This window comes from Bacillus sp. ISL-45 (genome assembly GCF_018613195.1).
GTDB lineage: Bacteria > Bacillota > Bacilli > Bacillales > Cytobacillaceae > Mesobacillus.
The window spans coordinates 237,880-258,656 of the sequence record NZ_JAGGQQ010000019.1 but is presented as its reverse complement, the minus strand read 5'-3'; the positions used below and the strand labels follow the sequence as shown (position 1 = coordinate 258,656).

General features: G+C 37.5%; 30 protein-coding genes and 1 other annotated feature. Of the genes, 5 read left to right on the top strand and 25 right to left on the bottom strand.

Features of this window, described 5'->3' with window-relative positions; all coding sequences use genetic code 11:
* Positions 1-79: 79 nt before the first annotated feature.
* Both J7E35_RS20515 and J7E35_RS20510 read right to left on the bottom strand, forming a co-directional pair.
* Complete coding sequence (locus tag J7E35_RS20515; RefSeq protein ID WP_214783331.1) at positions 80-514, bottom strand: hypothetical protein; 435 nt, start codon at positions 512-514, stop codon at positions 80-82.
* Between the two features lie 52 nt (positions 515-566).
* Positions 567-803 carry a hypothetical protein gene (locus tag J7E35_RS20510; protein ID WP_214783328.1) on the bottom strand — a complete coding sequence of 79 codons (237 nt, stop codon included), beginning with the start codon at positions 801-803 and terminating at the stop codon, positions 567-569.
* A gap of 403 nt (positions 804-1,206) precedes the next feature.
* Between J7E35_RS20510 and J7E35_RS20505 the strand changes: the two genes are divergently transcribed.
* Together J7E35_RS20505 and J7E35_RS20500 are read left to right on the top strand one after the other, a co-directional pair.
* On the top strand, positions 1,207-1,398 hold the full coding sequence (locus tag J7E35_RS20505; protein ID WP_214783326.1) for a hypothetical protein: 192 nt from the start codon (positions 1,207-1,209) through the stop codon (positions 1,396-1,398).
* Positions 1,399-1,581: 183 nt separating this feature from the next.
* Positions 1,582-2,487: an ATP-binding protein gene (locus J7E35_RS20500; protein WP_251041128.1), complete on the top strand. Its 906-nt coding sequence runs from the start codon at positions 1,582-1,584 to the stop codon at positions 2,485-2,487.
* A gap of 241 nt (positions 2,488-2,728) precedes the next feature.
* Here J7E35_RS20500 and J7E35_RS20495 read toward each other — a convergent pair whose 3' ends face one another.
* The 10 genes from J7E35_RS20495 to J7E35_RS20450 form a co-directional block, all read right to left on the bottom strand.
* The gene (locus J7E35_RS20495) at positions 2,729-2,935 is read right to left on the bottom strand and encodes a hypothetical protein (RefSeq protein WP_214783321.1); all 207 of its coding nucleotides are present in this window, start codon (positions 2,933-2,935) and stop codon (positions 2,729-2,731) included.
* Between the two features lie 101 nt (positions 2,936-3,036).
* Positions 3,037-3,390, bottom strand: a complete 354-nt coding sequence (locus J7E35_RS20490) for a YunG family protein (protein ID WP_214783318.1) — start codon at positions 3,388-3,390, stop codon at positions 3,037-3,039.
* Between the two features lie 34 nt (positions 3,391-3,424).
* On the bottom strand, positions 3,425-3,787 hold the full coding sequence (locus tag J7E35_RS20485) for a hypothetical protein (protein ID WP_214783315.1): 363 nt from the start codon (positions 3,785-3,787) through the stop codon (positions 3,425-3,427).
* A gap of 93 nt (positions 3,788-3,880) precedes the next feature.
* Positions 3,881-4,369 (bottom strand): hypothetical protein, encoded by a 489-nt coding sequence (locus J7E35_RS20480; RefSeq protein WP_214783312.1) that lies wholly within the window; start codon positions 4,367-4,369, stop codon positions 3,881-3,883.
* Positions 4,370-4,484: 115 nt separating this feature from the next.
* A complete protein-coding gene (locus J7E35_RS20475; RefSeq protein ID WP_214783309.1) occupies positions 4,485-4,679 on the bottom strand; it encodes a hypothetical protein in 195 nt (64 codons plus the stop codon).
* A gap of 77 nt (positions 4,680-4,756) precedes the next feature.
* A complete protein-coding gene (locus J7E35_RS20470) occupies positions 4,757-5,284 on the bottom strand; it encodes a histidine phosphatase family protein (RefSeq protein WP_214783306.1) in 528 nt (175 codons plus the stop codon).
* Positions 5,285-5,361: 77 nt separating this feature from the next.
* Positions 5,362-6,201 (bottom strand): nucleotidyltransferase domain-containing protein, encoded by an 840-nt coding sequence (locus J7E35_RS20465; RefSeq protein ID WP_214783303.1) that lies wholly within the window; start codon positions 6,199-6,201, stop codon positions 5,362-5,364.
* Between the two features lie 144 nt (positions 6,202-6,345).
* A complete protein-coding gene (locus J7E35_RS20460; RefSeq protein WP_214783300.1) occupies positions 6,346-7,128 on the bottom strand; it encodes a class I SAM-dependent methyltransferase in 783 nt (260 codons plus the stop codon).
* A gap of 151 nt (positions 7,129-7,279) precedes the next feature.
* Positions 7,280-8,506 (bottom strand): MFS transporter, encoded by a 1,227-nt coding sequence (locus J7E35_RS20455; protein WP_214783669.1) that lies wholly within the window; start codon positions 8,504-8,506, stop codon positions 7,280-7,282.
* 104 nt (positions 8,507-8,610) lie between these two features.
* Positions 8,611-9,267 (bottom strand): ArsR/SmtB family transcription factor, encoded by a 657-nt coding sequence (locus J7E35_RS20450; RefSeq protein ID WP_353050389.1) that lies wholly within the window; start codon positions 9,265-9,267, stop codon positions 8,611-8,613.
* Between the two features lie 332 nt (positions 9,268-9,599).
* Between J7E35_RS20450 and J7E35_RS20445 the strand changes: the two genes are divergently transcribed.
* A complete protein-coding gene (locus J7E35_RS20445) occupies positions 9,600-9,797 on the top strand; it encodes a hypothetical protein (protein WP_214783297.1) in 198 nt (65 codons plus the stop codon).
* A 317-nt stretch (positions 9,798-10,114) separates the two neighbouring features.
* On the opposite strand, the gene J7E35_RS20440 is transcribed toward J7E35_RS20445, so the two are convergent.
* From J7E35_RS20440 to J7E35_RS20400, 9 genes are all read right to left on the bottom strand, one after another.
* The gene (locus tag J7E35_RS20440; RefSeq protein ID WP_214783294.1) at positions 10,115-10,399 is read right to left on the bottom strand and encodes a hypothetical protein; all 285 of its coding nucleotides are present in this window, start codon (positions 10,397-10,399) and stop codon (positions 10,115-10,117) included.
* A gap of 88 nt (positions 10,400-10,487) precedes the next feature.
* Complete coding sequence (locus J7E35_RS20435) at positions 10,488-10,880, bottom strand: GNAT family N-acetyltransferase (RefSeq protein ID WP_214783663.1); 393 nt, start codon at positions 10,878-10,880, stop codon at positions 10,488-10,490.
* A 49-nt stretch (positions 10,881-10,929) separates the two neighbouring features.
* On the bottom strand, positions 10,930-12,048 hold the full coding sequence (locus J7E35_RS20430) for a hypothetical protein (RefSeq protein WP_251041125.1): 1,119 nt from the start codon (positions 12,046-12,048) through the stop codon (positions 10,930-10,932).
* Positions 12,049-12,209: 161 nt separating this feature from the next.
* Positions 12,210-12,776 (bottom strand): GNAT family N-acetyltransferase, encoded by a 567-nt coding sequence (locus J7E35_RS20425; RefSeq protein ID WP_214783287.1) that lies wholly within the window; start codon positions 12,774-12,776, stop codon positions 12,210-12,212.
* Positions 12,777-12,841: 65 nt separating this feature from the next.
* Positions 12,842-13,089: a binding site (T-box leader), on the bottom strand.
* Between the two features lie 263 nt (positions 13,090-13,352).
* Positions 13,353-14,147: a DUF2935 domain-containing protein gene (locus tag J7E35_RS20420; RefSeq protein ID WP_214783284.1), complete on the bottom strand. Its 795-nt coding sequence runs from the start codon at positions 14,145-14,147 to the stop codon at positions 13,353-13,355.
* A gap of 378 nt (positions 14,148-14,525) precedes the next feature.
* Positions 14,526-14,741, bottom strand: coding sequence for a helix-turn-helix domain-containing protein (locus J7E35_RS20415; RefSeq protein WP_214783281.1), 216 nt, complete (start codon positions 14,739-14,741; stop codon positions 14,526-14,528).
* A gap of 10 nt (positions 14,742-14,751) precedes the next feature.
* Positions 14,752-15,243, bottom strand: coding sequence for a DUF2975 domain-containing protein (locus J7E35_RS20410; protein WP_214783278.1), 492 nt, complete (start codon positions 15,241-15,243; stop codon positions 14,752-14,754).
* Positions 15,244-15,411: 168 nt separating this feature from the next.
* The gene (locus tag J7E35_RS20405) at positions 15,412-15,615 is read right to left on the bottom strand and encodes a DUF3934 family protein (protein WP_214783274.1); all 204 of its coding nucleotides are present in this window, start codon (positions 15,613-15,615) and stop codon (positions 15,412-15,414) included.
* A 141-nt stretch (positions 15,616-15,756) separates the two neighbouring features.
* Positions 15,757-15,903: a hypothetical protein gene (locus J7E35_RS20400; RefSeq protein WP_214783269.1), complete on the bottom strand. Its 147-nt coding sequence runs from the start codon at positions 15,901-15,903 to the stop codon at positions 15,757-15,759.
* 203 nt (positions 15,904-16,106) lie between these two features.
* Here J7E35_RS20400 and J7E35_RS23620 point away from each other — a divergent pair, with 203 nt between their 5' ends.
* On the top strand, positions 16,107-16,232 hold the full coding sequence (locus J7E35_RS23620) for a hypothetical protein (RefSeq protein WP_285290392.1): 126 nt from the start codon (positions 16,107-16,109) through the stop codon (positions 16,230-16,232).
* A gap of 150 nt (positions 16,233-16,382) precedes the next feature.
* Here J7E35_RS23620 and J7E35_RS20395 read toward each other — a convergent pair whose 3' ends face one another.
* Entirely contained in the window at positions 16,383-17,918 is a 1,536-nt protein-coding gene (locus J7E35_RS20395; RefSeq protein ID WP_251041123.1) for a DUF4145 domain-containing protein, read from the bottom strand.
* Positions 17,919-18,228: 310 nt separating this feature from the next.
* On the opposite strand from J7E35_RS20395, the gene J7E35_RS20390 reads away from it, so the two are divergent.
* A complete protein-coding gene (locus J7E35_RS20390; RefSeq protein ID WP_214783266.1) occupies positions 18,229-18,408 on the top strand; it encodes a hypothetical protein in 180 nt (59 codons plus the stop codon).
* A gap of 141 nt (positions 18,409-18,549) precedes the next feature.
* Here J7E35_RS20390 and J7E35_RS20385 read toward each other — a convergent pair whose 3' ends face one another.
* The 3 genes from J7E35_RS20385 to J7E35_RS20375 form a co-directional block, all read right to left on the bottom strand.
* A complete protein-coding gene (locus tag J7E35_RS20385; RefSeq protein WP_214783263.1) occupies positions 18,550-18,789 on the bottom strand; it encodes a hypothetical protein in 240 nt (79 codons plus the stop codon).
* Between the two features lie 75 nt (positions 18,790-18,864).
* The gene (locus J7E35_RS20380) at positions 18,865-19,740 is read right to left on the bottom strand and encodes a proline iminopeptidase-family hydrolase (RefSeq protein ID WP_214783260.1); all 876 of its coding nucleotides are present in this window, start codon (positions 19,738-19,740) and stop codon (positions 18,865-18,867) included.
* A gap of 112 nt (positions 19,741-19,852) precedes the next feature.
* A complete protein-coding gene (locus J7E35_RS20375) occupies positions 19,853-20,677 on the bottom strand; it encodes a VanW family protein (RefSeq protein ID WP_214783257.1) in 825 nt (274 codons plus the stop codon).
* Positions 20,678-20,777: the final 100 nt, after the last annotated feature.

The following is a 20,777-nucleotide window of genomic DNA, read 5'->3' as shown; positions in this document are numbered from 1 at the left end:
TAATACATCATCACCTTCTGTTTTGGGTGCCCAGTAAACAAGTTGCTCCAATTTTTCTTTATAGGAGTCCTTCTGATTCCTATTCACTTGATAAAATTAACTTTCTTGTTTTGATATCATAAATTTTATAATCAATTTCGACCATATGATCTTTTGTAGCTGTAACCTCACAATAATAAGGAACTGACCTTCCATAAGCATCAAGGTCAGGTATATCACTGAATATAAAGATTTCCCCTGAATCAACCATTCTAAAGTCCGCTAATGAAGAACGGCCTGCTGAATCAATTTCAATCACACATTCTCCACTAATGATGTCATATTCCTTTAGTACAACATATTTTATGCTTGGTAGAGTTACCGCCAAAATTAAAACACCCATTGAAAGACCTAAAATGCTTTTCCCTACTTCTAAAACAGGGTAAGATTTTTCGCGAAACATTGCAATAAAACTAAATAAGGCAATGATGACAAACAAAGTTCCCATAAAGAGCATTAAATAATAAACAAACACCTTTTCACTTCCTAAAATGGATGAATGGAATTATGTATGAATAGGATCCAGCCTAAAAGAATGGAGCCGGAATTCCATATCCACCTACAATTAAACATAATAACCCACCGAACATAAACAAAATTTTAATAAACCAGAAATTAAAAGAAATAGACAATGGAGTAATATACCGAATATGGTCATAAGTTTTATTGTTGAAAAATCGCTCTTTTGTCGCATGGAAAAACATATATATTGCAAAAACTCCGACTAAAAAGCTGAAAATGCCAGCATAGAAATCTTTCCCCATTCTTCCACCTGTTCCTTTTAAAAGTCTTACCGCTTATTATACCTACTTCTTAATATCTATTTTAGTCTATGTCCTTCGGTTCTTTAAGGGGACAAAAAAAGGAATTTAACTAGATTTCGTTAATGGAAGGTCAATTAAATCGCACTCGTCTTCTGGTATCACCGCTTCCTGGAAATTTTGAGCCGCGGGGAAAGGAAACGAAATGGTATACACGATGTATCTAAGCAAGAATGATTAATCCTTTTACATTGCCTATTTTCCTATTTCATCAACTATGTTTAATGTTTCTGGAAATTCAAAAGGAACTAAAAATGTCTTTTGGTTGAATTTTCCTGCTATTCATGGTTCCCTACCTAAGATACAATAATTTCAGTGTTACTATCATTGAAAAGGGAAGAATCAAATGAAAAATAAAGAATTTGTTTTATCATTTAAAGAAATGGACCCGAATAATCTGCCTAATTATTATGAGTATGGCTATTTAATTCATCAGATTAAGGAAAAGTTGTTTGGTACCTATGGGATAGAATTCGGGTTATTTGCTGATGATCAAACATCTAACGAGATATGGGAGATCCTTGAAGAAGACCTCTAGTCAAAAAGCGAAAGGGTCCATCTGGCCTTCCATATACTTGATGTGATTGAAACAGAGACCGTTTCTTCTAATCATACAGAAAAAGTCATGGAGTTAATTACCAAGCCCAGAATGGATAATTCCGTTTATTATTATCCGGACTTTAAGGTCGCCCTTGCACGTGTTCCCATTTTCCAGAATCACATGGATACAACTCATGATTTGGTTTTATGTGAAAGTCGACATCATTTAGAGGAGTTTCTTCCTTATGTCCTAAGAAGAAAGCGAGAATACATCCGCAACTATGTGACCATTTATACAGATACAGACGATGGAGTAGAAACCGGGAAAGAAAAAATCACTAACCTGGTGAATAGGAATGAAGTATTCTTGGAAGAAAAAATAAAGAAAGAAATTTATCGTTCCATTGATGAATTCTTTTCCGAAAGTAAAGAGTTTTATACGAAATATAACATTCCTTTTAAAAGAGGAATCCTGCTTTACGGAAAGCCTGGAAATGGCAAAACCACTCTTGTTAAATCGATTGCTAACAGCATATCCGCACCGGTCGCTTATTGGCAGATTACAGAATATACATCTAGTTATTCGATTAAGGAAGTCTTTACATCGGTGTCAAAAATGGCTCCAATGGTCTTGGTAATTGAGGATATTGACTCTATGCCAGAACACGTCCGATCTTACTTTCTAAACACCCTGGATGGAGCCACTTCTAAAGAAGGAATCTTTCTGATCGGAACAACAAACTATCCAGAAAGAATTGATCCTGCTTTGATAAACCGGGCTGGACGTTTTGACCGGGCCTATGAACTAAAATTGCCATCAAAAGCAATGCGTTCTCTTTACTTACAACGTAAAAATATCCAACAATTTATTACAGCTGATGATTTCGATCGGGTCGTTCAAGCTTCCAAAGGATTTTCATTTGCACAGCTGAATGAATTATACACAGCAATCGCTCTTCAATATCATTATGAGCAGGTTGTGGACATTGAGCATATTTATACAGAACTCCAAGCCGCCAATAACAAATCCAAGAAAAAAGATTGGGAGATGGAATCCGAAAATCACCGTGTGGGTTTTGGTTTTTAGGGGAAAGATGTCGAATAATTAAGTTGAAACCTTTGATCAAGGTATATCTTGCATTTTTTATATTTTTCCACAAGAAGAAGCAAAGGAATGAGTCAGTGCTCCTCTGCTTCTTTTCTGGATGATATTTTAGTATTTTGCAGCCTTTAACGTTTTATAACCAAATTATGTGAAATTCAAATATTACACCAGTTTCTTGACTTTTTCTTTGGATGCTAGGAATTACTTCTTCGCTGTAATTTCTTTACTCTTTATCATTTCCCTTTTTTTCTATCTGTTTTACTTTATGCAGGATCTGAAAGAGTATGGTTGTGGTAAAAGAAAATTGAACTATAAATAAAAGTAAATAAATGAATTCAATATTTTCTCCGCCAATAACAGGACCCAATCCATAAACAAAAATAAAACTTCCTATGAAGGTTATGATGAAAACAAACAACCAATTATCCATAATCTTTCTCCTTTCACTAGAACTTCTCCCATTATGCTATTAGAGAAATAATGGAATATATTATGCTAACCTCCATTCCCAGTTATAGTTTACCGTACCGTTTATCTTCTATTTAAATGATCCATTACACTCTGTTTTAGAAACTCATATTGTTCCTGATTTGTATCCAAGAATGCTTCATCTCTATTCGACGGAATATCCATATACTTAATATCTTCATTGAACTGTGAATCCGTAAAATCATAATATTCATCATTGATTTCGTTATAATAATGCCATCCTCCAGATAATAGTGTCTTTCTTATTTGTCCTCCAAGCAGGTCATTCACTACTAATGCAGTAACACCGCACTGGCCTTTTGCTGGATTGTCTTTAGTCCATTTTGAACTTGAATTTATTGACCAAGAGTTTAATAATGCTTCTTGCATATCTGCATTAGATATAATTTTCCGCATTTTGTAAAATCCCCTTTATTAACTTCAGAATTAATTACTCATTGGTCAATCGTTTTGTTTCATCTACCAATGAAATTTTGTCCAAAAATCCAATAACATTTAAATCTAACATATATGCAGGATTCTCCAAGTTGCGATATTTTACTTCCCTCTTCATTACCAATGTGCCTGGTGAATATCCTCCGCTCGAAACTTGCATTGTAATCTCCTTGATTTCCCCGCCTTCCATCACTTTTAACTTAAATGCCTCACAATTATAATCTAAACAATTAACATCATAAGTTTGTTCCATCCATTTTACATAATCTGCTTCATTTGGTTTTGTTAAAACAAATGTAGTGCTAACAATCAAAATTACTCCTATGATAGACAAGCCAATCCATTTTCTTTTATTCATAAAACACTCTCCCTAATAGCACAGGTGCACCATTTGTTTAATAATGATTCCATACAAAGCACGGAAACCTGATAGATCAACAACCCAGAAGTATTAGATAACTCCTACAATATCTTCAGGCCCAATATATGCAAGAGTGTTATTCGGACACGCAATAACCTCCCAGCTTTCTTCTTCGATTGAATCTTTCATTACGCCTACTTGCCAGCTTTCATACCTTTCGTGATAGCCCCATATAAAGAGAACTTCACCTGTATCAAATGTCAATAATAAGTGAGGACTCATATGGTGTACTGAGATGTCTATGATTTCTTTTAATCTCAACTCACATATTAATTTTGAAGCTTCAGCCCACTCTAATTCAGGTAATTGATTATGAGACGGAATGGTTGTGGGCATTGAAGCGAATAAACAAAATTCACTCTCTATATTGATATACACCTGCCCGTTAATTCGCTTGGAATTTGTATCATTTTCTGAAAGGAGTATCTTAAGTCCGTAAAAATTAATTCCTTCTATTTTTGCCCCAACACATAAAGATTTTAATATCTTACTGGCATTGCTAATGTCATTACTATCCACTTACTTTGTTCCCCCTTATCTGATTATTGAGCTATCCAGCGGCATTGAATATGTTATTCAGAAAAAAAGACGATTAATCCTTTCTAGATTACCGCCCGGTAACGTAAATGGTAAATCACTTATCATTATCTACATCACTTTTATTAGCTTCTATTCCATAATTTTTTTCGATTAATTGGGTAACAACAGATTGGTTAATCCCTTCCCTGACTGCTTTTAAAATGACTAAATACAAAATAAGGACACTTACAATCAAAAAAACAATATTAAATAGCAGAATAAAACCTGGCACACCTACATTGGATATCATTTTTACACCCCATTGCTAATGTTAGCCTTGTTATCGATAATGATCTAAAAAAGATAAAGATTGTGGTACACCTGTAATCAAGAAAATTCATAAGTTTTATAATCACCAGTATCGGATGAAAACCTTAATATATTTCTGTCACTTGGTATTCCTTCGAAATAAGCTCCAATACAACCTGTTGTGCATCTGTGGCCAGCAATAAGAATATTTAACTCTCTTATTCTACGCTGATTCTCAAGTTCCCTCATAAAACTAAATACCCTATTTATAAACGCATCAGGGTCTTCAATCCCTTTATAAACCTTGGAATCAGGTAATGGACCAGCCATCTTAACCTCGTTAACGCTTAACCTGTCTGCTTCTCCTAAATCAAAAACATCCAGTCTGTCATCTTTAACAGCATTTAGGCCGGTAACTATTTCTGCTGTTTGCAAAGCTCGAGCCTGCGGGGAAGAAAAGACAAAATCGAATTTAATGTTTTGCAGCCTGTTTCGCAATGCTTTAGCTTGTTCTATTCCATGCTCATTTAATGGCAAACCCTTTCTCCCTTGCATTTTTCGTTCTTTATTCAGATCTGTTTGCCCATGTCTGATTACATAAATCAAGTATATTCCCCCCTTTTTTAACATTCTTCTTGTTAAACAATCATGATTACGAGAAATTGCCGTCTAATGCGTATCCATTAAATTACCATATCTATGACTTTTCTGATATGCCCTTCATCCTCCGCAATCTCCACTTGATTGCTTAAGTATTTATTCAGTCTAAAAATTTCCGGAACAATACTGACAACTGTTTTCATGATCAGATCTGCATTCCAGCCGCATTCCCAACTTTTTAAAAGCGATAATTGCTCTTTATTCAATTTACTTCTTTCGCCCTCAATCTTTGACCAAACACCGTAAGGGCTATCCAGATGTTCTTCCATTTCCATATACCATCCAGAAACGACTAACCATCGGACTCGATCTAAATTCGCTAGTGCGTAATATATTTCTCCCCTCATGACGGCACGATAAGTTTCTTGTATGAATGCCAGAAGTTTTCCTCGCCAAAACTCAACCTCGTCTGCTGAAGGTTTATAAACTTTATGAGATGATTCATGAATGACTTCACTAATGATATTATTCGGATCGTAAAGTACCTTATATCCTTTTAGCCAAATAGATGGAACAACATCTTCAGGTGCATGATACCAGCTGTCTATTTTTACAAAGGAATCATAATGGGTAACAATAACTGGTGACGAAGGATTAAAATCCTCGTAAAATAAAACATTTCCCCATTTAGCTGCCCTGTTACGTTTATTCTTAATAAAATCTGCTTTCAGTTTTGGATTAACAATAATGTGTAAATCTATATCCGAGTAATTATCAAAGTTCCCTCTCGCTAACGAACCCGCTTGATAAATAGCCAACACATCTGAATCTGAAGTTAAATCCATTAATGCATTCCCCAAAAGAATGCCACGATGTTTCGGCAAAGATAAATCCCTTTCAAAATGTTTACTTACAAATCCCACACATAATTCCCATCTCCTTATTTTTAGAAAACCTTTCTAGCTGAACTATTCTACATTTGGAAATGAAATTCCTTTTTTAATTAACCCACGTCCTCTTTTTCAAAGAAAAAAAGCGTTAATCCTTAGATCAACGCTTGATAAGATCTACACCTTACGACCAATATATAAGAAATGCTGACTTGTGCAAAAAAGATTTTCATCGGTGCTTAAACGATAACCGATTTCTATCCACTTTCTGTACTCACTTTCTTCTAAAGAGGTTATTTCTTTTTCCTTATAACCTAGTATATTTTCAATACCAGCAAATGTTAACTCCTTTAATCCACAGCTATCCATAAATTCTCTTGCTCCTTTAGGTTTTATAAAATACGCGGTCGTAAAACCTTTTCCTCCTTTATTTTCTCCATTTTGTAAATAACCGAGGATTCCTTGAACAGATTCAATCGGATATAAATTCATTATATGGTCCTGTACAGGTGCATAGCAGGATATAAACGTAGCTATCATAATTCCGTTGGGCTTTAATAATTTCAACGCCCCATCGACTGCCTTTCTCCTTTCAGGTTCCTTTAACAAATGGTATAACGGTCCCATTAATAGAATCACATCGTACTGATTCTCAAAACCCTCCAGCTCCAAGGCATTGCCGTGGATGTATCCCTCTAATGTAATTCCCCTTTCAAATGATTTTTGTTTTGCTATTTCAATATTTTTTTCCGAAAGATCTAAAAGAGTTACTTGATGTCCTTTTTCGGCTAAATAGATGGAATACCTGCCTGGTCCACCGCCAATATCGAAGATTTCTAGATTCTTCTCTTTTATAAAATCATCAAGGTATCGTTTGGTAACATCAAATTCAATTTTATGGCGATTCAGCCTTTCCCATTCGTTAAATTCATGATCATACCAATACTCGATTTCATTCATCTTACAGCCTCCTGATAAGGATTTTAAACAAAGTATAATCCTATAAAATTAGGAGTTCTTACAAAGTTTTGTATTTTTTCTTACATTTAAATTTGCCTTATAACTTAGGGAATTAAAAAAGTGCATCACCACATTGGGGTGATGCACCGATTTAATCAAGATTAATCGTTTCCTTCAAACGCACTTTTGAAAGTACTCCTGCCATGAATGGAAGGAGCGCAACCAATCCTATTGCCCAATTGACGCCAAGAAGATCGGCGATGATTCCTGCCATTAATGCCCCAAATGCATAGCCGCTGTCACGCCAGAAGCGGTATACTCCCATAGAGGAAGCTCTCCATTCCGGGTCGGCAACATCACTGATCGCTGCTTGTAAGGTTGGGTAAACCATCGCAGTGCCCAGACCCAACAAAATAGCTCCTATAAACCATAGTAAATATTGATTGGCAGCGAGTATGAACCAAAGTGCAGCAGCTTGCGTCCACATGCCATAAGTAATCAAAACTTTTCTGCCGATTTTATCGCTTAATGTACCCGTGAACAATTGAAAAATACCCCAAGCAGCTGGATATACCGCTACAATTGTACCGAGTTGCCCTACAGATAATCCTGCAGCAGTGAAGTAGATAGGGAAAAGACCCCAGGCCATACCATCCTTTAGGTTGGTTGATAAGCCGGCAAAACTAATGGTTGATAAGTTCTTGTTCTTCCAGGTTGTCAAAACAAAAACTTCTTTTGCCGATCGAGTTTTACCGGGGCTGACGGTGCCACTATTCTTAATCTGAAGATTCAAATGCTCAGCTGTATCCTTGACGATCAACGAAAGGATAATTCCGATCACAACAATACCAATTCCTATATAGAATGGCTCAGGCCTTAATGAATATGTTGAAGCAATATACCCGGAAACAGCAGCCATGATCGCAACACCAGAATAGCCGGCAAACTCATTCCAACCAACAGCGGAACCACGCTGGTTCGGTTTCGAAAGATCGATTTTCATATTCACCGTCATCGACCATGCCAGTCCCTGGTTAATTCCGAGCAGGATGTTTGCAACAATGATAACCCACCATGCATGTGCGAAGATAATGAGGATAGGTACGAAAAGGCCAACAAACCAACCGAGCAATAATACTTTCTTGCGTCCAAGCCAATCTGCAATTTGACCTGCGAAATAGTTTACAATGGCTTTAGAAAATCCAAAACTGATAACGAATGATAGTGCAGCACTTGCAGATGCCAGTCCGAACTGCTCTTTTCCAAGCAATGGTAAAACGGTACGCTCTATCCCGACCATTGAACCGACGAACAGATTTGTCACGACCAACAGGACAAATTGCACGATGTTTTCCTTGATTCCGTTTTTCGGCTGTATCCTGATCACCTCCAAAAATAAAGCCCCGAAAAATTCTTCCGGCTCTTATATTTGCTACTTTCAATTTAACTGCTTATGAAGCAGGTAAATGTGTTAAAAAGTTTTTAGTGCTGTATTTGTTTCCATTCATTAATTCCTGCATCCAGCAATGTAGCTTGATATCCTCTTGATTTTAGAAACTCTACCGCTTCAGTTGCATATACACAATAGGGTCCCCGGCAGTATGCTACAATCTCTTTTTCTTTTGGCAATGAATCCAGATGTTCTTCTAATTCCGAAATCGGCACCGATAAAGCGTGAGGCAAATGACCATGCTTATATTCTTCAAACGGTCTTACATCCAATAAAGTGACAGCACCGCTATTCAACTTTTCACCTAACTCCTCAAACGAGATAGGATTTAGTGAATTTTCTCTCAGGATGTGACCTTCCCTTACAAGCTTCACATCTGATATTCGCTCCTCAGCCGTTCCTCTTAACGCCAATACAAGCATCAATACTTGTTCGCTGGCCAAACGATAAATAACATAATTTTTGTCCTTTGAGTAAGTGACAAGCTTAGAGTCATGCAAGGTCTGGAGATGCTTTGAGGTGTTGGCTATGCTCATTCTCGTATCCAAAGCCAAAGCTTCAACCGTTTTGGGACCTTGAGTCAACAGGTCAAGAAGTTCAATCCTCTTTGGACTGGATATTGCCTTTCCAATCCGCGAAAACTCGCCATATATGAAATCCTTAAATTCCCGAGCTCCGATAATAAACACCTCCAAAAAACAACTATTCAACTGATTAGTTGAATAGTAACATTCTAACATTCTCTTTGTAAATATTAAATAAAACCACGCCAAAGTATTGACTTGTTGGAATGGTTTTATTTTTTGTTATTTAATTAAAAAGATTTACAATTGGTTTTTCAGATTCAGAGGCCCTGCTCCATATGGCGGGTCATTGGCGATGATTATTTAAAACAGTATTAGGTCCGTAGCCAAACTGATCCGTTAATATTTAAAGTCTCATGAATAGATAGGCATTCCTAAAAACGGAAAATATTGTATAATTATATAAAGATAGAAGAAGGATATGGGGGTAGGATCAAATGAAGGATAAATTAAGTGGGCTATTTAGTCTGTTAAGAGGAATTGGAGCACTAGCCCTAACTTTATCTTTTTTTGAAATAGGCAAAGAGTTCTTTCAAACGAATTTATTATGGTTTTTAGTATCCCTTTGGGTCGGATTGGCAGGTTCTTTTATTATTGAAAAAATGGAAAAGACCACTAAAAAAAATGAGTTATAATCATTTTATGAGGTTGCTTTGTTAGATTAAGCATAGGGGAGGATTTAAGCTTCAAAAAATCACAGGGTACGTCCCAGTACTTTTGAGTATTGGCCGATAAATCTCTCCTATCGGATACTTTTCCTCAGTCACCGCTTCCGTTTGGCCGATAGAACCCTTCTATTGGACACTTTTCCTCGGTCACAGCCTCCGTTTGGCCGATAGAGCTCTTCTACCGGGCACTTTCAGTCGTACTATAATCCATTTTAACCAATAATGCGTTTTTAGGATTATAGTAACTAGATCAGAACGTACTTTTTCTAAAATAACCAATCCTATTAAACCAATCCCTCTTTTTTCCTCTGTACTAGATAAATGATCAGACCTATTGGACCCGTTAAGATTGTTAATCCCCAGAAGATATGTCTCTTGATCCCCACAAAATATTTGTCAGAATCATAGTACACCCAAATTCCGATTACGATGAATACTGCAAAAATTGCAGCAATTTCAATTTCATGCCCACTAAAATCTGTATTCCTGGCCAAGCCCCATCCCATGATTTCAACACCCTGTACCGTTTTATATATAAACTTTACGAGTGTGTTAAAAAAAGGTTTCAATATTCAGTTAATAAAATTAACCAGAAGACATTTAGTGGATAGTATATTTAAATATGAGTTCACCATTTGGATCTCTTTCATTGGTGTATTAAAATCCCAAGTCTTTGTATAATCTTTGGGCTATTGTGATTTCCTCGATAATACTTAAATAGTAGACAACCTGAACACCATACTCTTTTGAAACTTTATCAATAAGATTCACCATGGCATTTTTTCCAAAACCCTTGCCTTGAAATTTTTCTTCAATCATTATCCTATCAATCCAAGTATCTTTGTTTGGACCAAAAGAACCGTACATAGCAAATCCAATGACTTCCTCATCAAAATATATAGCTGCCGGATGCCATTCATGATAACGTCCAGCTTCTTTTAAACACTCGTCCACGGTTTCGATGAATCTTTCCTGGCCTGGTTTTAATTTTATATATTTCACAGTGCATTCATTTGTATGATCAATATCTCTAGAGTACACTTCGTTCATCATTTGGTTAAAACTCCCTACTTGAATGTTAACAGTCTTTGCGCTTCTTTTAATTAACAAATAGGTGATAACTCTCCCCCTCTTTTATATACCTTCCCTTAATTTCCCCAACTCCTTCCACTGTTAGCGAGTCCATATTTTCGACAGGTTTCTCTTTTAATACTAGTCTCAGTTTAGTAATGTTTTGAATTCTATCTTTGAACTGTGCCATAACAGGTTGATGCATCAGAAAATGTTGATTGCCCATTTTAACTTTCAGAAAGTTTTTATGTAAAAGTGTATCTTCCATGAATACGATATTCATGGGGTCAAAAGATACTGCTGTCACTTCACCCTCAATAGTCAGAGGAAAACCTGCTTGTTCTTCAAAGGTTATAAATTCATTTCTCCTGCTTTCAAGGGAAAAATTGATCGCTGCGTCCGTGTCTAAGCTTACTTCCATATGGTGTTGAGGTTCGGTATTAATATTCCCTGCCGTCTTTTTGAAAAAATCATATAAAGAGTCTTCTCTTTCCAGAAAATCTACCTTCCAGCCTGGTGAAAACTCATCTAATAATAAACACATAAACAATCCGGAACTATAGCAGCTCCTCCGTATATGGGAGGTAGATTCATATTGGTTTAGTAAAGATTCTCCGTACTTTTTCAAAACCGTCTCATTTTCTAAGGGACTTTTCTCCATAAATGCCTTGAATTCAACATACCAAGCAGGTCCCTCTACCGTTTCTATCAAGGTTTCATATAAATGGTATTCTTTAATTTTCGAAACTCTTTCATCTCTAAGGAATATGAATGTAGAGAGATATTGCTGCTTCTTTTGAGGGTCATTTTCCAGCAAAGCATGGTAAAGGGAGAATCTTTCAAGGTTCCTTAAAGAAATATTTTCTATCGATAATGGATAAGTAATCCCCAGAATTTCATTTGGAAACCGCTTTTCGCCCTTCAGATATTGATAACCGTGAAATAATTCATGTACGAGAATCGAAAACAAGCTTTCATAGTCCTCAAATAATTCTAAATCTACAATTGCAGTTGGATATTCTTCATAAAGAATATGGGTACAACCCATAAACTGTTCATCCCATTTTAATTTTTTTCGTGCCCGGTTGAATTTAGGATGATTGAATAAATATACGTGCGAACGATCAAAGAAGGCATAAGCTACCATTTCAAATCCCGGCCAATATTGATCCAGCTTTGATTTTGTTAAATCTTTAGAGGTTCGGATCGTATAATACTCCATGTCAGTTTTCCCCCTTGCTCCAAAAGTATTTTTAATGAAGAATTTCCACAAAAAGACGCATGAATCCTCCTGGGAAATCTGCAAGTCTATGAAATTATCGAATAGAAGCATGTATCGGTCAGCCTGCTGCCGTCAGCCGATAAATCATCATTACGTAAAACACCTTCTAGTTCAAATCCAAGTTTTTCAGGGATTGCTCGGCTTTTCAGATTAGTAGATTCACATCTTATTTCAATTCTCTTAAATTCAAGTTGATTTAGCCCATAAACAGTCAATGCTTTTACCCCTTCTGTCATATAGCCGTTTCCCCCAAACTTCGTATTAATCCAATAACCAATTTCACATTTAGGAATGGACCAGTCAATCCCTTGAAGGCTGACAGTCCCAATGAAATCATTTGTCTCTTTTCGAAATATGAGAAAACGGAAGCTTTCCCTCTTTAAAAACTTGATATGGGCATTTCTCAGGTTAATCTCCGTTTCTTCAACTGCAGGAAGCTTTTGCGCAAATGGCAGCCATGCTTTTAACTCATCAAAAGAATCCCTTATCGCCTGGTTAACAATATTTCCGTCACCAGTAGGATGTGGTGCCCGAAGTAATAATCTTTCTGTTTCTATCTGGGATGGAATATCGAATAATATAGGATTTGGCATTTTATTTCCCCTCACCGTTCTATGGATTTTTGCATAAAAAAAACGCTCGCCCACAAGAAATGAATCTTGAGGACGAGAGTTTGACTTCGCGGTACCACCTCAGTTTGTTGATTTGTCGCCAAACCAACCTCTTCAGGTACGTTCATACCCTATCTTTATATCGGAAGAATCCGTCTTGTGATCCCTGATTTATAATCAGATTGGCAAGAAGCTCCGAGACTTTATTTATTAAGCGGAATATTACTCCCTTTCAGCATCCAGGAGCTCTCTAAAAATATTCAAGCATAACTACTCTTCTCTTCAACGCTTATATTATATGGATTTTTTAAATATTTTAGCTGTTAATCCATTTGTTGTCAATAAATTCCTTTCTATGGTTTCTCGGTAAAGCAAGCATAGATTCTCGTTTTCTCCTTTTTTCTGGCATCATTATCTGTTTTCTTTTCTTTTAAGTAGATAAGTGATGCAAGTAAACAGGTATGTTTAACTTTAAAAAAAATTAATATGTCCTAGGTGGTGAGTATGGCTTCTAAAATAAAAATCGCTGCTCTGTACCGAATCTGAAACAATGTTTTGTTATTGCTTTGCTGTTGTAAGGTGAGTATCAAATAAATCTATAATCTCTAAGAATCTCTCCGCTTCTCTAAATGTATGGTCCGCCAAGAGTGGATGAATATTACTTTTAATTCGGCAAGCCTCTATTAATTCTCTTGCTGTCTTTTTAAAATCCCTTAATGAAGCGACTGAAACTCTATTTTGATCCAGGAATTGATCCAGGATTGGCACTGTTTCAGATTGCGGTCGCATGGAGTCTAAATCAACCGCCTGGAATACCAACTGATCAAAATCATGACTAAACTCATTTGCTTGTTCTACTAGTTTTCTTTCAGAAGGATCTAAGAGATGTCCGATGAATTTTGCATGGTCGGCCATAATCTTTAAAAAGAAAAGATTTTCTTGAATGATCTTATCAGGTTCGGGGGCTAGTTTTCCTTCGTTAAGTTCTTTTAACCTGTTGGCAAAATAAGCTGCCTCTCTGCTAACATGGTCAACCAATAAAGGAAAATTATTTGTCCTGATTTCACAGCGTAAGGTTAGCCCTAGCACCTTTCTTTTGTAACTCCATATAGCAACAGCTGCTTGGTAAACTTCATTGTTAAAAGCTTGAATTTGGCGTATATCCGTGTTTATAGAAAACCTTGCCAGTTTTTCCTCGATTCGTTCAAAGAGAGTAATAAATTGCTGAGCCTCAGCAATCAATTGCTGTTGTTCATAAGTAAATCCGAGGCTTAAAAACAGAGCATGTTCCTTCATGATTCTGGACCAAAACTGAATTTCGTCCAACGACCTAGCGACAATTGGATTAGCCATTTTCCCCACCCCTTATACAGACTTCACCCCCATAATATGTTTGTGTATATGTCCTTATTCTTGCATGCTATTCAAACTATTATATTTATCCGATTAAATCTAACTCGGTCCAGCTGAAATTTTCAATAAAAAAGTACGGTAATCCTTTCTGTCCTGGATTACCGCACACTATATTTGTAGAACAAGTAAGTATTTTAGTTCATTCTTTCCATCTAGATAATCACCGTTCAATCCTATTATCTTTGACGGAAAAGACTCACTAATATAGCCATTTTTGAAGACACATACCTTGAATTATTTTTTAACATCAAAATTTATAATTGTTGCTCCTTACATTTTAAAACCTTGATCAGCACTTTACCGATTCTCCCGTGGTTTTTAATATTCTTCATCCTCTTTATATTCGAGAATATCTCCGGGCTGGCATTCTAACGCTTTGCAAATGGCCTCCAATGTGGAAAGCCTGATCGCTTTTGCTTTTCCGTTTTTCAATATAGACAGGTTTGCCATCGTGATTCCGACCCGGTCTGAAAGTTCTGTTACGCTCATTTTCCTCTTCGCCAACATCACATCAATATTGATTATAATTGCCATTGTTTTCACCTCAGACTATTAAGTCGTTTTCTTCCTTGATTTCGATGGCTTCTTGTAAAAGACGCTGCAGGACTGCCGCAAAAACAGCAACCACAAGTGGAGCAAAAATCATGCCCATTCCAATGAGGATCAAGCCAGGCGCATCATCAACCTCCGCTAAAACATAGACGAATGGGAGGGCAACCACGTATAAGCCGCTGATAATGATCGCACTATTTTTAATTTTCTTTAAAGCTAATACAGATAAGTCAGAGAAAGCCTGGTTTCTATCGATATACGTTAAAAGGTTAAAGGATTGATACAGAGCGAAGTAAAATGGAACGGCCGAAACATACATAACCATTAAAATGGCGTAAACTGTAAAAGCCAGATCTGAACCCCTTTCCACTGCTTCATTCGCTTCAGACGCAATCTGAGGCAATACAAACAGGCATAAAGCGAGAACTGGAAGGCCAATTAAAATAACTGCTACCTTCAAAAAAATTGTTGACCCTTTTTTCATAACAAGCACCTCATTCATATAGTGTCAATTTGAATTTACCATGTTATTTATCGTTTTACAATAAATTTTTATTAATTCTTATCATTATTTTATTGAAACATAATAACAAAATAAACAAAAAAGCGTCAATCCCATTAATGGATCAACGCCTCTAGTGTGCAACAGTCATTATTTTTCAGAACTATCATCATTATTACCTGCCCTGGAAGCATTCCCGTGTTTCACACCTTTACTCTTATACGGTTTGGCATTCTTGGCTTTTTTCGCACTAGCCTGCCAGCGATTCCAGCCTTTCTTACCAGTTCCTCTGCCTGTTCCGCTCTTACCCTTAGCTTTACTCAAAAAATCATCTCCATCTTCTTGGACGTTCATTGATTAGTTTTAACCATTTCTCTCTAGTAAAAACCAAACATAATGAAGTATAAGCATACAACAGTCAGACAGTAATATCTACAAAATAAAAACAGTCCAATTCACTTGAAATCGGACTGCTGCTTGTTGAGTTATAGTATGTTAATGCACCCGAATGATTTCATAGATATCTTCATCATGATGAACCCTTGTATGCTTCGATTCGATTCTTTCAAATTCCTCATTTCCGACCTTTGGTAAATCTCCCATCCACCAGCTTTTGAATTCATAGATAAGGTCAGCTAACATTGCGATTCCTCCCGGAAATGAATAATGTTTATTTACACTCTTATTATACTTGTGAATAGTTTCACATGTAAAGCGCTTTCATTAAATCCGGAATAGCAAAATAATATAGAATTATGAGAAATTTATCCAAGGTTATAGGAACAGATTCAGAATAAACATTCCTGCTTTGAACAAAATACTTATGTTCAAAAGGAGGTGTACACATGCCAAATCAAAATGACAACAAGTTCAGGAAAATTCAATCAGAAAGCTTCAAGCAAGGCAAATCACAAGAGGAATATTCGGCTGAACTGGAAATGAACAAGCTGAAAGCGCAAAAGAGAAAGTAACCAAAGTGCAGAACAAAAAGCGCAAGCGTCGCTAGGGGCTAGGCGCTGGAGCAGGATTACAATAACTTATATAGTTACCACAACTAATTAATTTAATAATTTCCTAAGAACGAAAAAATGCCGTGGCATCACCACGGCATTTTGTCATGTTTATTCATCCTTCAATAAAGGAATATCCACTTCGACTCCCAATCGCGTCAAGACCTTACCCAGTGTCTCAAGTCCCGACTTCGGATTAATTTTCGTTTCTAAGTAGTAGACTTCACCCGAGAGCTGTGATTGGTAGGTATGAAGCTGCGTAAATGGCCGCTGATCAGGATGTATCGGCTGAAGTGCAATGGCATAACGCTTGCCATTATCAGTAGAACCAAGAATGATTCCTTTTTCTGCAAGATCATGCAGGGGCAGGCGATTTTCTTCAATCCATTTCAACGCTTCCTTCCAAATAATCGGAACGCTATTTCCTTCAATTACTGACTTTTGGGCTCTGAGCCTCACATTCACATATAATGTTTCCCATTTCTTGTAACCTTTCCGCTCCTCTGGAATGTCGCCATCTGCCTGGTCAGCATTATTCGTTACCTTTGCCTTCAACTGATCGAACAATTTCTCAACAGTCCCTACACCTACATTGTCATACTTCGCTAAAATGACAAGCTCCATTGGAAGCTGGCCAACAGTATAGATTTGATCTTCATTCAACTGCCTTAACAAACTTGGAATTCCTGTGAATTCCTCCGAAGTTAGCGGAACCTTTTTCAATTCTTCTGTCACAACAATATGACTCGCTTTGTAAAAGAAGAACAGCTCCCCCTGACGCTTCATTGTCAGGTGCCGGCGAACTTTCTCTTCTTCGATGAAGGCTCCAAGCTCTTCGAAAAACTGCTCATCATTCTTCTCGTTGTATCGTTTCACATTTTTGTGCAGGCCATCAAGATTGCCAGGAAGCTCACTCATGATCCGCGCTTCCTGCTCAGCACCGAGGCGGATAAGAAAGGTTTCCGATTTATCGAAACGCTGCGGCAACAGAAATGCATCACGCAAGAAATATGGAATCTCAAGAGACCTTCCTTTGTAAGTGATCGTCCGGATCGTTGTAAAGCCGGGTGTTTCCTGGACCTCTGCAGCAGGTGCAGCAACAGCCGCCGCTACTTCTTCCTGTGCCTGAGTTTCAGCTTGTTGCAGTGGAGGATTTTTCAACAGGTCCTCCAATCCCTTCAACCTGATCTCAAGCTCGGTCATGTCGAACGCCTTTTCTGCCTGCGGGGATGGATCCTGATATTCCGGCACGACCACATCCACTGGACCGTACACCTCAACATACCATTTCACAATGCTATACAAAGCTTCCCATGATAAAAGCGCCTCAGAAAAGCGAAACATCCGCGCATCATGTGCCGCCTGGTTTCCCATTCTCCTCACCAAATGCAGTGCGTCGCGAATCTCAGGAATCAAGTAACCCTGGTCATTGAGCAAATCCAGCTGCTCCTTCAAACCAGTCCAAGCATCCACAGCAATTGCCTCTTCTTTCGTCACCTGCTGCAAAATATTTTCAATAAACACCCGTGAATGCGTAAGCATCGTTCTTGGGCTTGAAAAAATACTATTTTCTAACTCTTTGGCCAATAATGCCAATTCCTTTGAAATCGGCTCTAAAAATTGATAAAAATATGTATTCGCACTCATAAAATGGTCCCCCGATTGTAGTCTAACTATGATTTTAACATAATAATAGGATCATCTAAGTGTAAACCGTAAATTGGAAGTCATTCTTAAGGTGTTCTGAAATTTTATTGGCGATAATTTCATTTTATTGGCTATAAAAAGATTTTATTGGCGATTTTCACATTTTTATTGGCGAATCGGAAATCCACAGTATTTATTACTAATTTTTCATTTTAATTACAAACCCTCACCCACTCTAAAAAAAAGACATAAAATGTACTCTCCATGCGAAACTATATAAAACAAGGATTCATTTCCCAGGAGGATAATTATGAGAAAAGTCAAATGCATCAATAATGAAGGCTTAGAGCTGGAATTCAACGTAGGGGACCAATATGAAGTTGATCGAGAGTTTGAAGCGACCTATATCGTCACAAATAAACTTGGCAAAAAGCATACAGTATTCAAAACTCACTTTGAACATGTTGAGGAAGCTGATCCGGCTATCTAGTCCCTCCACATTTGAACATATTGATCCGCTAGGGTGGCAGCATCCATTAGCGCAGTTAAGTTTTCTTCCCCGCAACCCAATCCACTCCCATCATTCCAAGACCAACAAAAAAACCTCTCGACATCTCGAGAGATTTTTTCATTATGCGTATTGGATTCCAGCAGCCTTGACCTTATTGAGATCCCCGGAACTGCAAGGTGTAACGCCGTATGTCATGCCGCAGCTTGGGCAGTTTTTGATGACCGTTTCCATCGTGAACATTTCACCGCATTCGCAAGCAATCTGGTGCGCGACACGTGGCTTTATCTTTTCCTTGCCCTTGCTTTTCACATGGTCAACAATCGCTTTGCCATCTTCTAATCTAGAACATCCACAGCTCATGAGAAAAAACTCCTTTATGACTTAATTAACACTATTAACTTAGCATAAAGGTTTCACAAGGGAGTGTAGCAAAAGTCACACCTGGCGATCTTCTTTCATAAGAAAATCACCAATCACCTGCAGATATTCTTCCGGCTCTTCCATATATGGCATATGGGCACTTTTTTCAAAAACATGGAACTCTGCTCCTGGTGTCAACTTGGCGTAATACTGCGTCGATTCCGGAGTCGCCTCATCATAACGGCCGCAAGTATAGAGCGTTGGACTGTCGATTTCATTTAATTGAGATGTACAATCAAATGTCTTGAGATTTCCCTTCACCGTAAATTCTGAAGGTCCCCACATCGTTTCATACACAACAGGGTTCTTCATGCCCGCTCCTGCCTTAAGCCATTCCAAATCTGGCTCACCGCGGAAAACGAATTGCTTATTAAACTCTTTAATTGCAGCCTTAAACTCTTCAGAATCGGTCTCTCCGCTTTCTTCGCAGCGCAAAATGGTTTCCTGCACCTCAACTGGCAGCTTGGCGATATTATGCTTCTGATCCTCTTCCCACATCGGGGCACTCAAGCATGGACTTGAAAAAATGACACTCTTTACTCCAATTGGCTTTGTCAGAACATAAGCCGCCGCCAATGTCGTACCCCAGGAATGTCCAAGAATATGTACTTCGTCGAGCTCAAGTGCCTCCCGAACCTGCCCTAACTCCTCAACGAACCGTTCAATCTTCCATAATGAAAGATCATCCGGACGGTCCGACTTTCCGCAGCCAAGCTGATCATACATTACCACAGGGCGATCCTTTCCAAGCTCCTTCAATCTCTTTAACGAATAAGTCGAAGATCCTGGCCCTCCATGTAAAATAATCACAGGTGTCCCTTCTGCTTCCTTATTGTAAACCTCATACCAGACTCTTCCGCCAGTAACCTTAACAAAACCTTCTTCGTACATATGTAATCCTCCTATATACTTTTTTCACTATTTCCAAAGCTTGCAACACGTTCTACTTATTTATGAGCATAAATTCTGTATGACCTTGTAAACTAACACAAAAGTACACACATCAAATATTTTTGACAATGTCTTGCTCCAGCAAAGGTTCATACATCATAATCGCGTGATTTTCTGTAACGAACTGATCATCAATCTGTATTTTATCATGGTTATATACTTTACGATGAATTCGATTATGCCTGACATATCCTCCCCAATATTCTAAAGTGATTGCGTGCTCACGTTCATATACTTCATATGTTTGGAGTGGAGGTGAATCTGATCTCCATTCACCAACTAAATGGGTGTCATTTAGATAAACTACTAATTGATAAGTGTTATTCGTTTCATTTTTAATCTGTAAGTCAAGATAATTATAAGCACATGTAGCTCCACTTCCAAAAGGTTGACTTCTTTTGGAATCGGGAAAAACATCATAGCTATGGCGGTATCTTTCAGTGACGGTTAAGGGAGTGTGTAATGTCATCCAATAAATCAAATTCGATAGTTGGCATAGCCCCCCACCTACCCCGGTAGTGACTTTGCCATAATGAAGGATCATTCCATCCACATACCCTTTACTTTTCGTTGTATTGCCAAGTAAACGCCAATAAGAAAAGGTTTCCCCTGGCCGGATGATGATTTTGTTCAGCTTTTGAGTAGCGATTTCGAGATTCTTTACCTTATTATGCTGTAACCACATATCTACATTCTTCAATTCCCGAAGGAGTAAAGTTTGATGGGCGAGCACCTGATATTTCAGCGGATGAACTTCTTTTTTCAAAGAGAATTTCTTGTTCCCAAAGATCCAATCAAAATATCTCTTGGAACGGTAATATTTTTTTCCAAGATAAATTCTTATTGGGCTTCTTTTGATTGGCTTTAAAGATTCCATATGGCCTCCTTACAATTCTCTATACTAAAAATAAACTAAAGGTACTTAATTCAATACCTAATAAATTCGCCTAAACAGCGTCATTTCCTTTTTCGCCGAG

Coding starts and splice junctions, on each gene's coding strand:
- J7E35_RS20445 (WP_214783297.1), top strand. CDS start 9,600: ATGAAGGATAAATTAAGTGGGCTATTTAGTCTGTTAAGAGGAATTGGA.
- J7E35_RS20380 (WP_214783260.1), bottom strand. CDS start 19,740: ATGTACGAAGAAGGTTTTGTTAAGGTTACTGGCGGAAGAGTCTGGTAT.
- J7E35_RS20485 (WP_214783315.1), bottom strand. CDS start 3,787: ATGAATAAAAGAAAATGGATTGGCTTGTCTATCATAGGAGTAATTTTG.
- J7E35_RS20385 (WP_214783263.1), bottom strand. CDS start 18,789: ATGAGCTGTGGATGTTCTAGATTAGAAGATGGCAAAGCGATTGTTGAC.
- J7E35_RS20460 (WP_214783300.1), bottom strand. CDS start 7,128: ATGAATGAAATCGAGTATTGGTATGATCATGAATTTAACGAATGGGAA.
- J7E35_RS20405 (WP_214783274.1), bottom strand. CDS start 15,615: ATGAACGTCCAAGAAGATGGAGATGATTTTTTGAGTAAAGCTAAGGGT.
- J7E35_RS20420 (WP_214783284.1), bottom strand. CDS start 14,147: ATGGCTAATCCAATTGTCGCTAGGTCGTTGGACGAAATTCAGTTTTGG.
- J7E35_RS23620 (WP_285290392.1), top strand. CDS start 16,107: ATGCCAAATCAAAATGACAACAAGTTCAGGAAAATTCAATCAGAAAGC.
- J7E35_RS20435 (WP_214783663.1), bottom strand. CDS start 10,880: ATGAACGAAGTGTACTCTAGAGATATTGATCATACAAATGAATGCACT.
- J7E35_RS20395 (WP_251041123.1), bottom strand. CDS start 17,918: ATGAGTGCGAATACATATTTTTATCAATTTTTAGAGCCGATTTCAAAG.
- J7E35_RS20390 (WP_214783266.1), top strand. CDS start 18,229: ATGAGAAAAGTCAAATGCATCAATAATGAAGGCTTAGAGCTGGAATTC.
- J7E35_RS20425 (WP_214783287.1), bottom strand. CDS start 12,776: ATGCCAAATCCTATATTATTCGATATTCCATCCCAGATAGAAACAGAA.
- J7E35_RS20415 (WP_214783281.1), bottom strand. CDS start 14,741: ATGGCAATTATAATCAATATTGATGTGATGTTGGCGAAGAGGAAAATG.
- J7E35_RS20400 (WP_214783269.1), bottom strand. CDS start 15,903: ATGTTAGCTGACCTTATCTATGAATTCAAAAGCTGGTGGATGGGAGAT.
- J7E35_RS20495 (WP_214783321.1), bottom strand. CDS start 2,935: ATGGATAATTGGTTGTTTGTTTTCATCATAACCTTCATAGGAAGTTTT.
- J7E35_RS20475 (WP_214783309.1), bottom strand. CDS start 4,679: ATGATATCCAATGTAGGTGTGCCAGGTTTTATTCTGCTATTTAATATT.
- J7E35_RS20505 (WP_214783326.1), top strand. CDS start 1,207: ATGAAAAATAAAGAATTTGTTTTATCATTTAAAGAAATGGACCCGAAT.
- J7E35_RS20490 (WP_214783318.1), bottom strand. CDS start 3,390: ATGCGGAAAATTATATCTAATGCAGATATGCAAGAAGCATTATTAAAC.
- J7E35_RS20375 (WP_214783257.1), bottom strand. CDS start 20,677: ATGGAATCTTTAAAGCCAATCAAAAGAAGCCCAATAAGAATTTATCTT.
- J7E35_RS20430 (WP_251041125.1), bottom strand. CDS start 12,048: ATGGTAGCTTATGCCTTCTTTGATCGTTCGCACGTATATTTATTCAAT.
- J7E35_RS20500 (WP_251041128.1), top strand. CDS start 1,582: ATGGATACAACTCATGATTTGGTTTTATGTGAAAGTCGACATCATTTA.
- J7E35_RS20510 (WP_214783328.1), bottom strand. CDS start 803: ATGGGGAAAGATTTCTATGCTGGCATTTTCAGCTTTTTAGTCGGAGTT.
- J7E35_RS20410 (WP_214783278.1), bottom strand. CDS start 15,243: ATGAAAAAAGGGTCAACAATTTTTTTGAAGGTAGCAGTTATTTTAATT.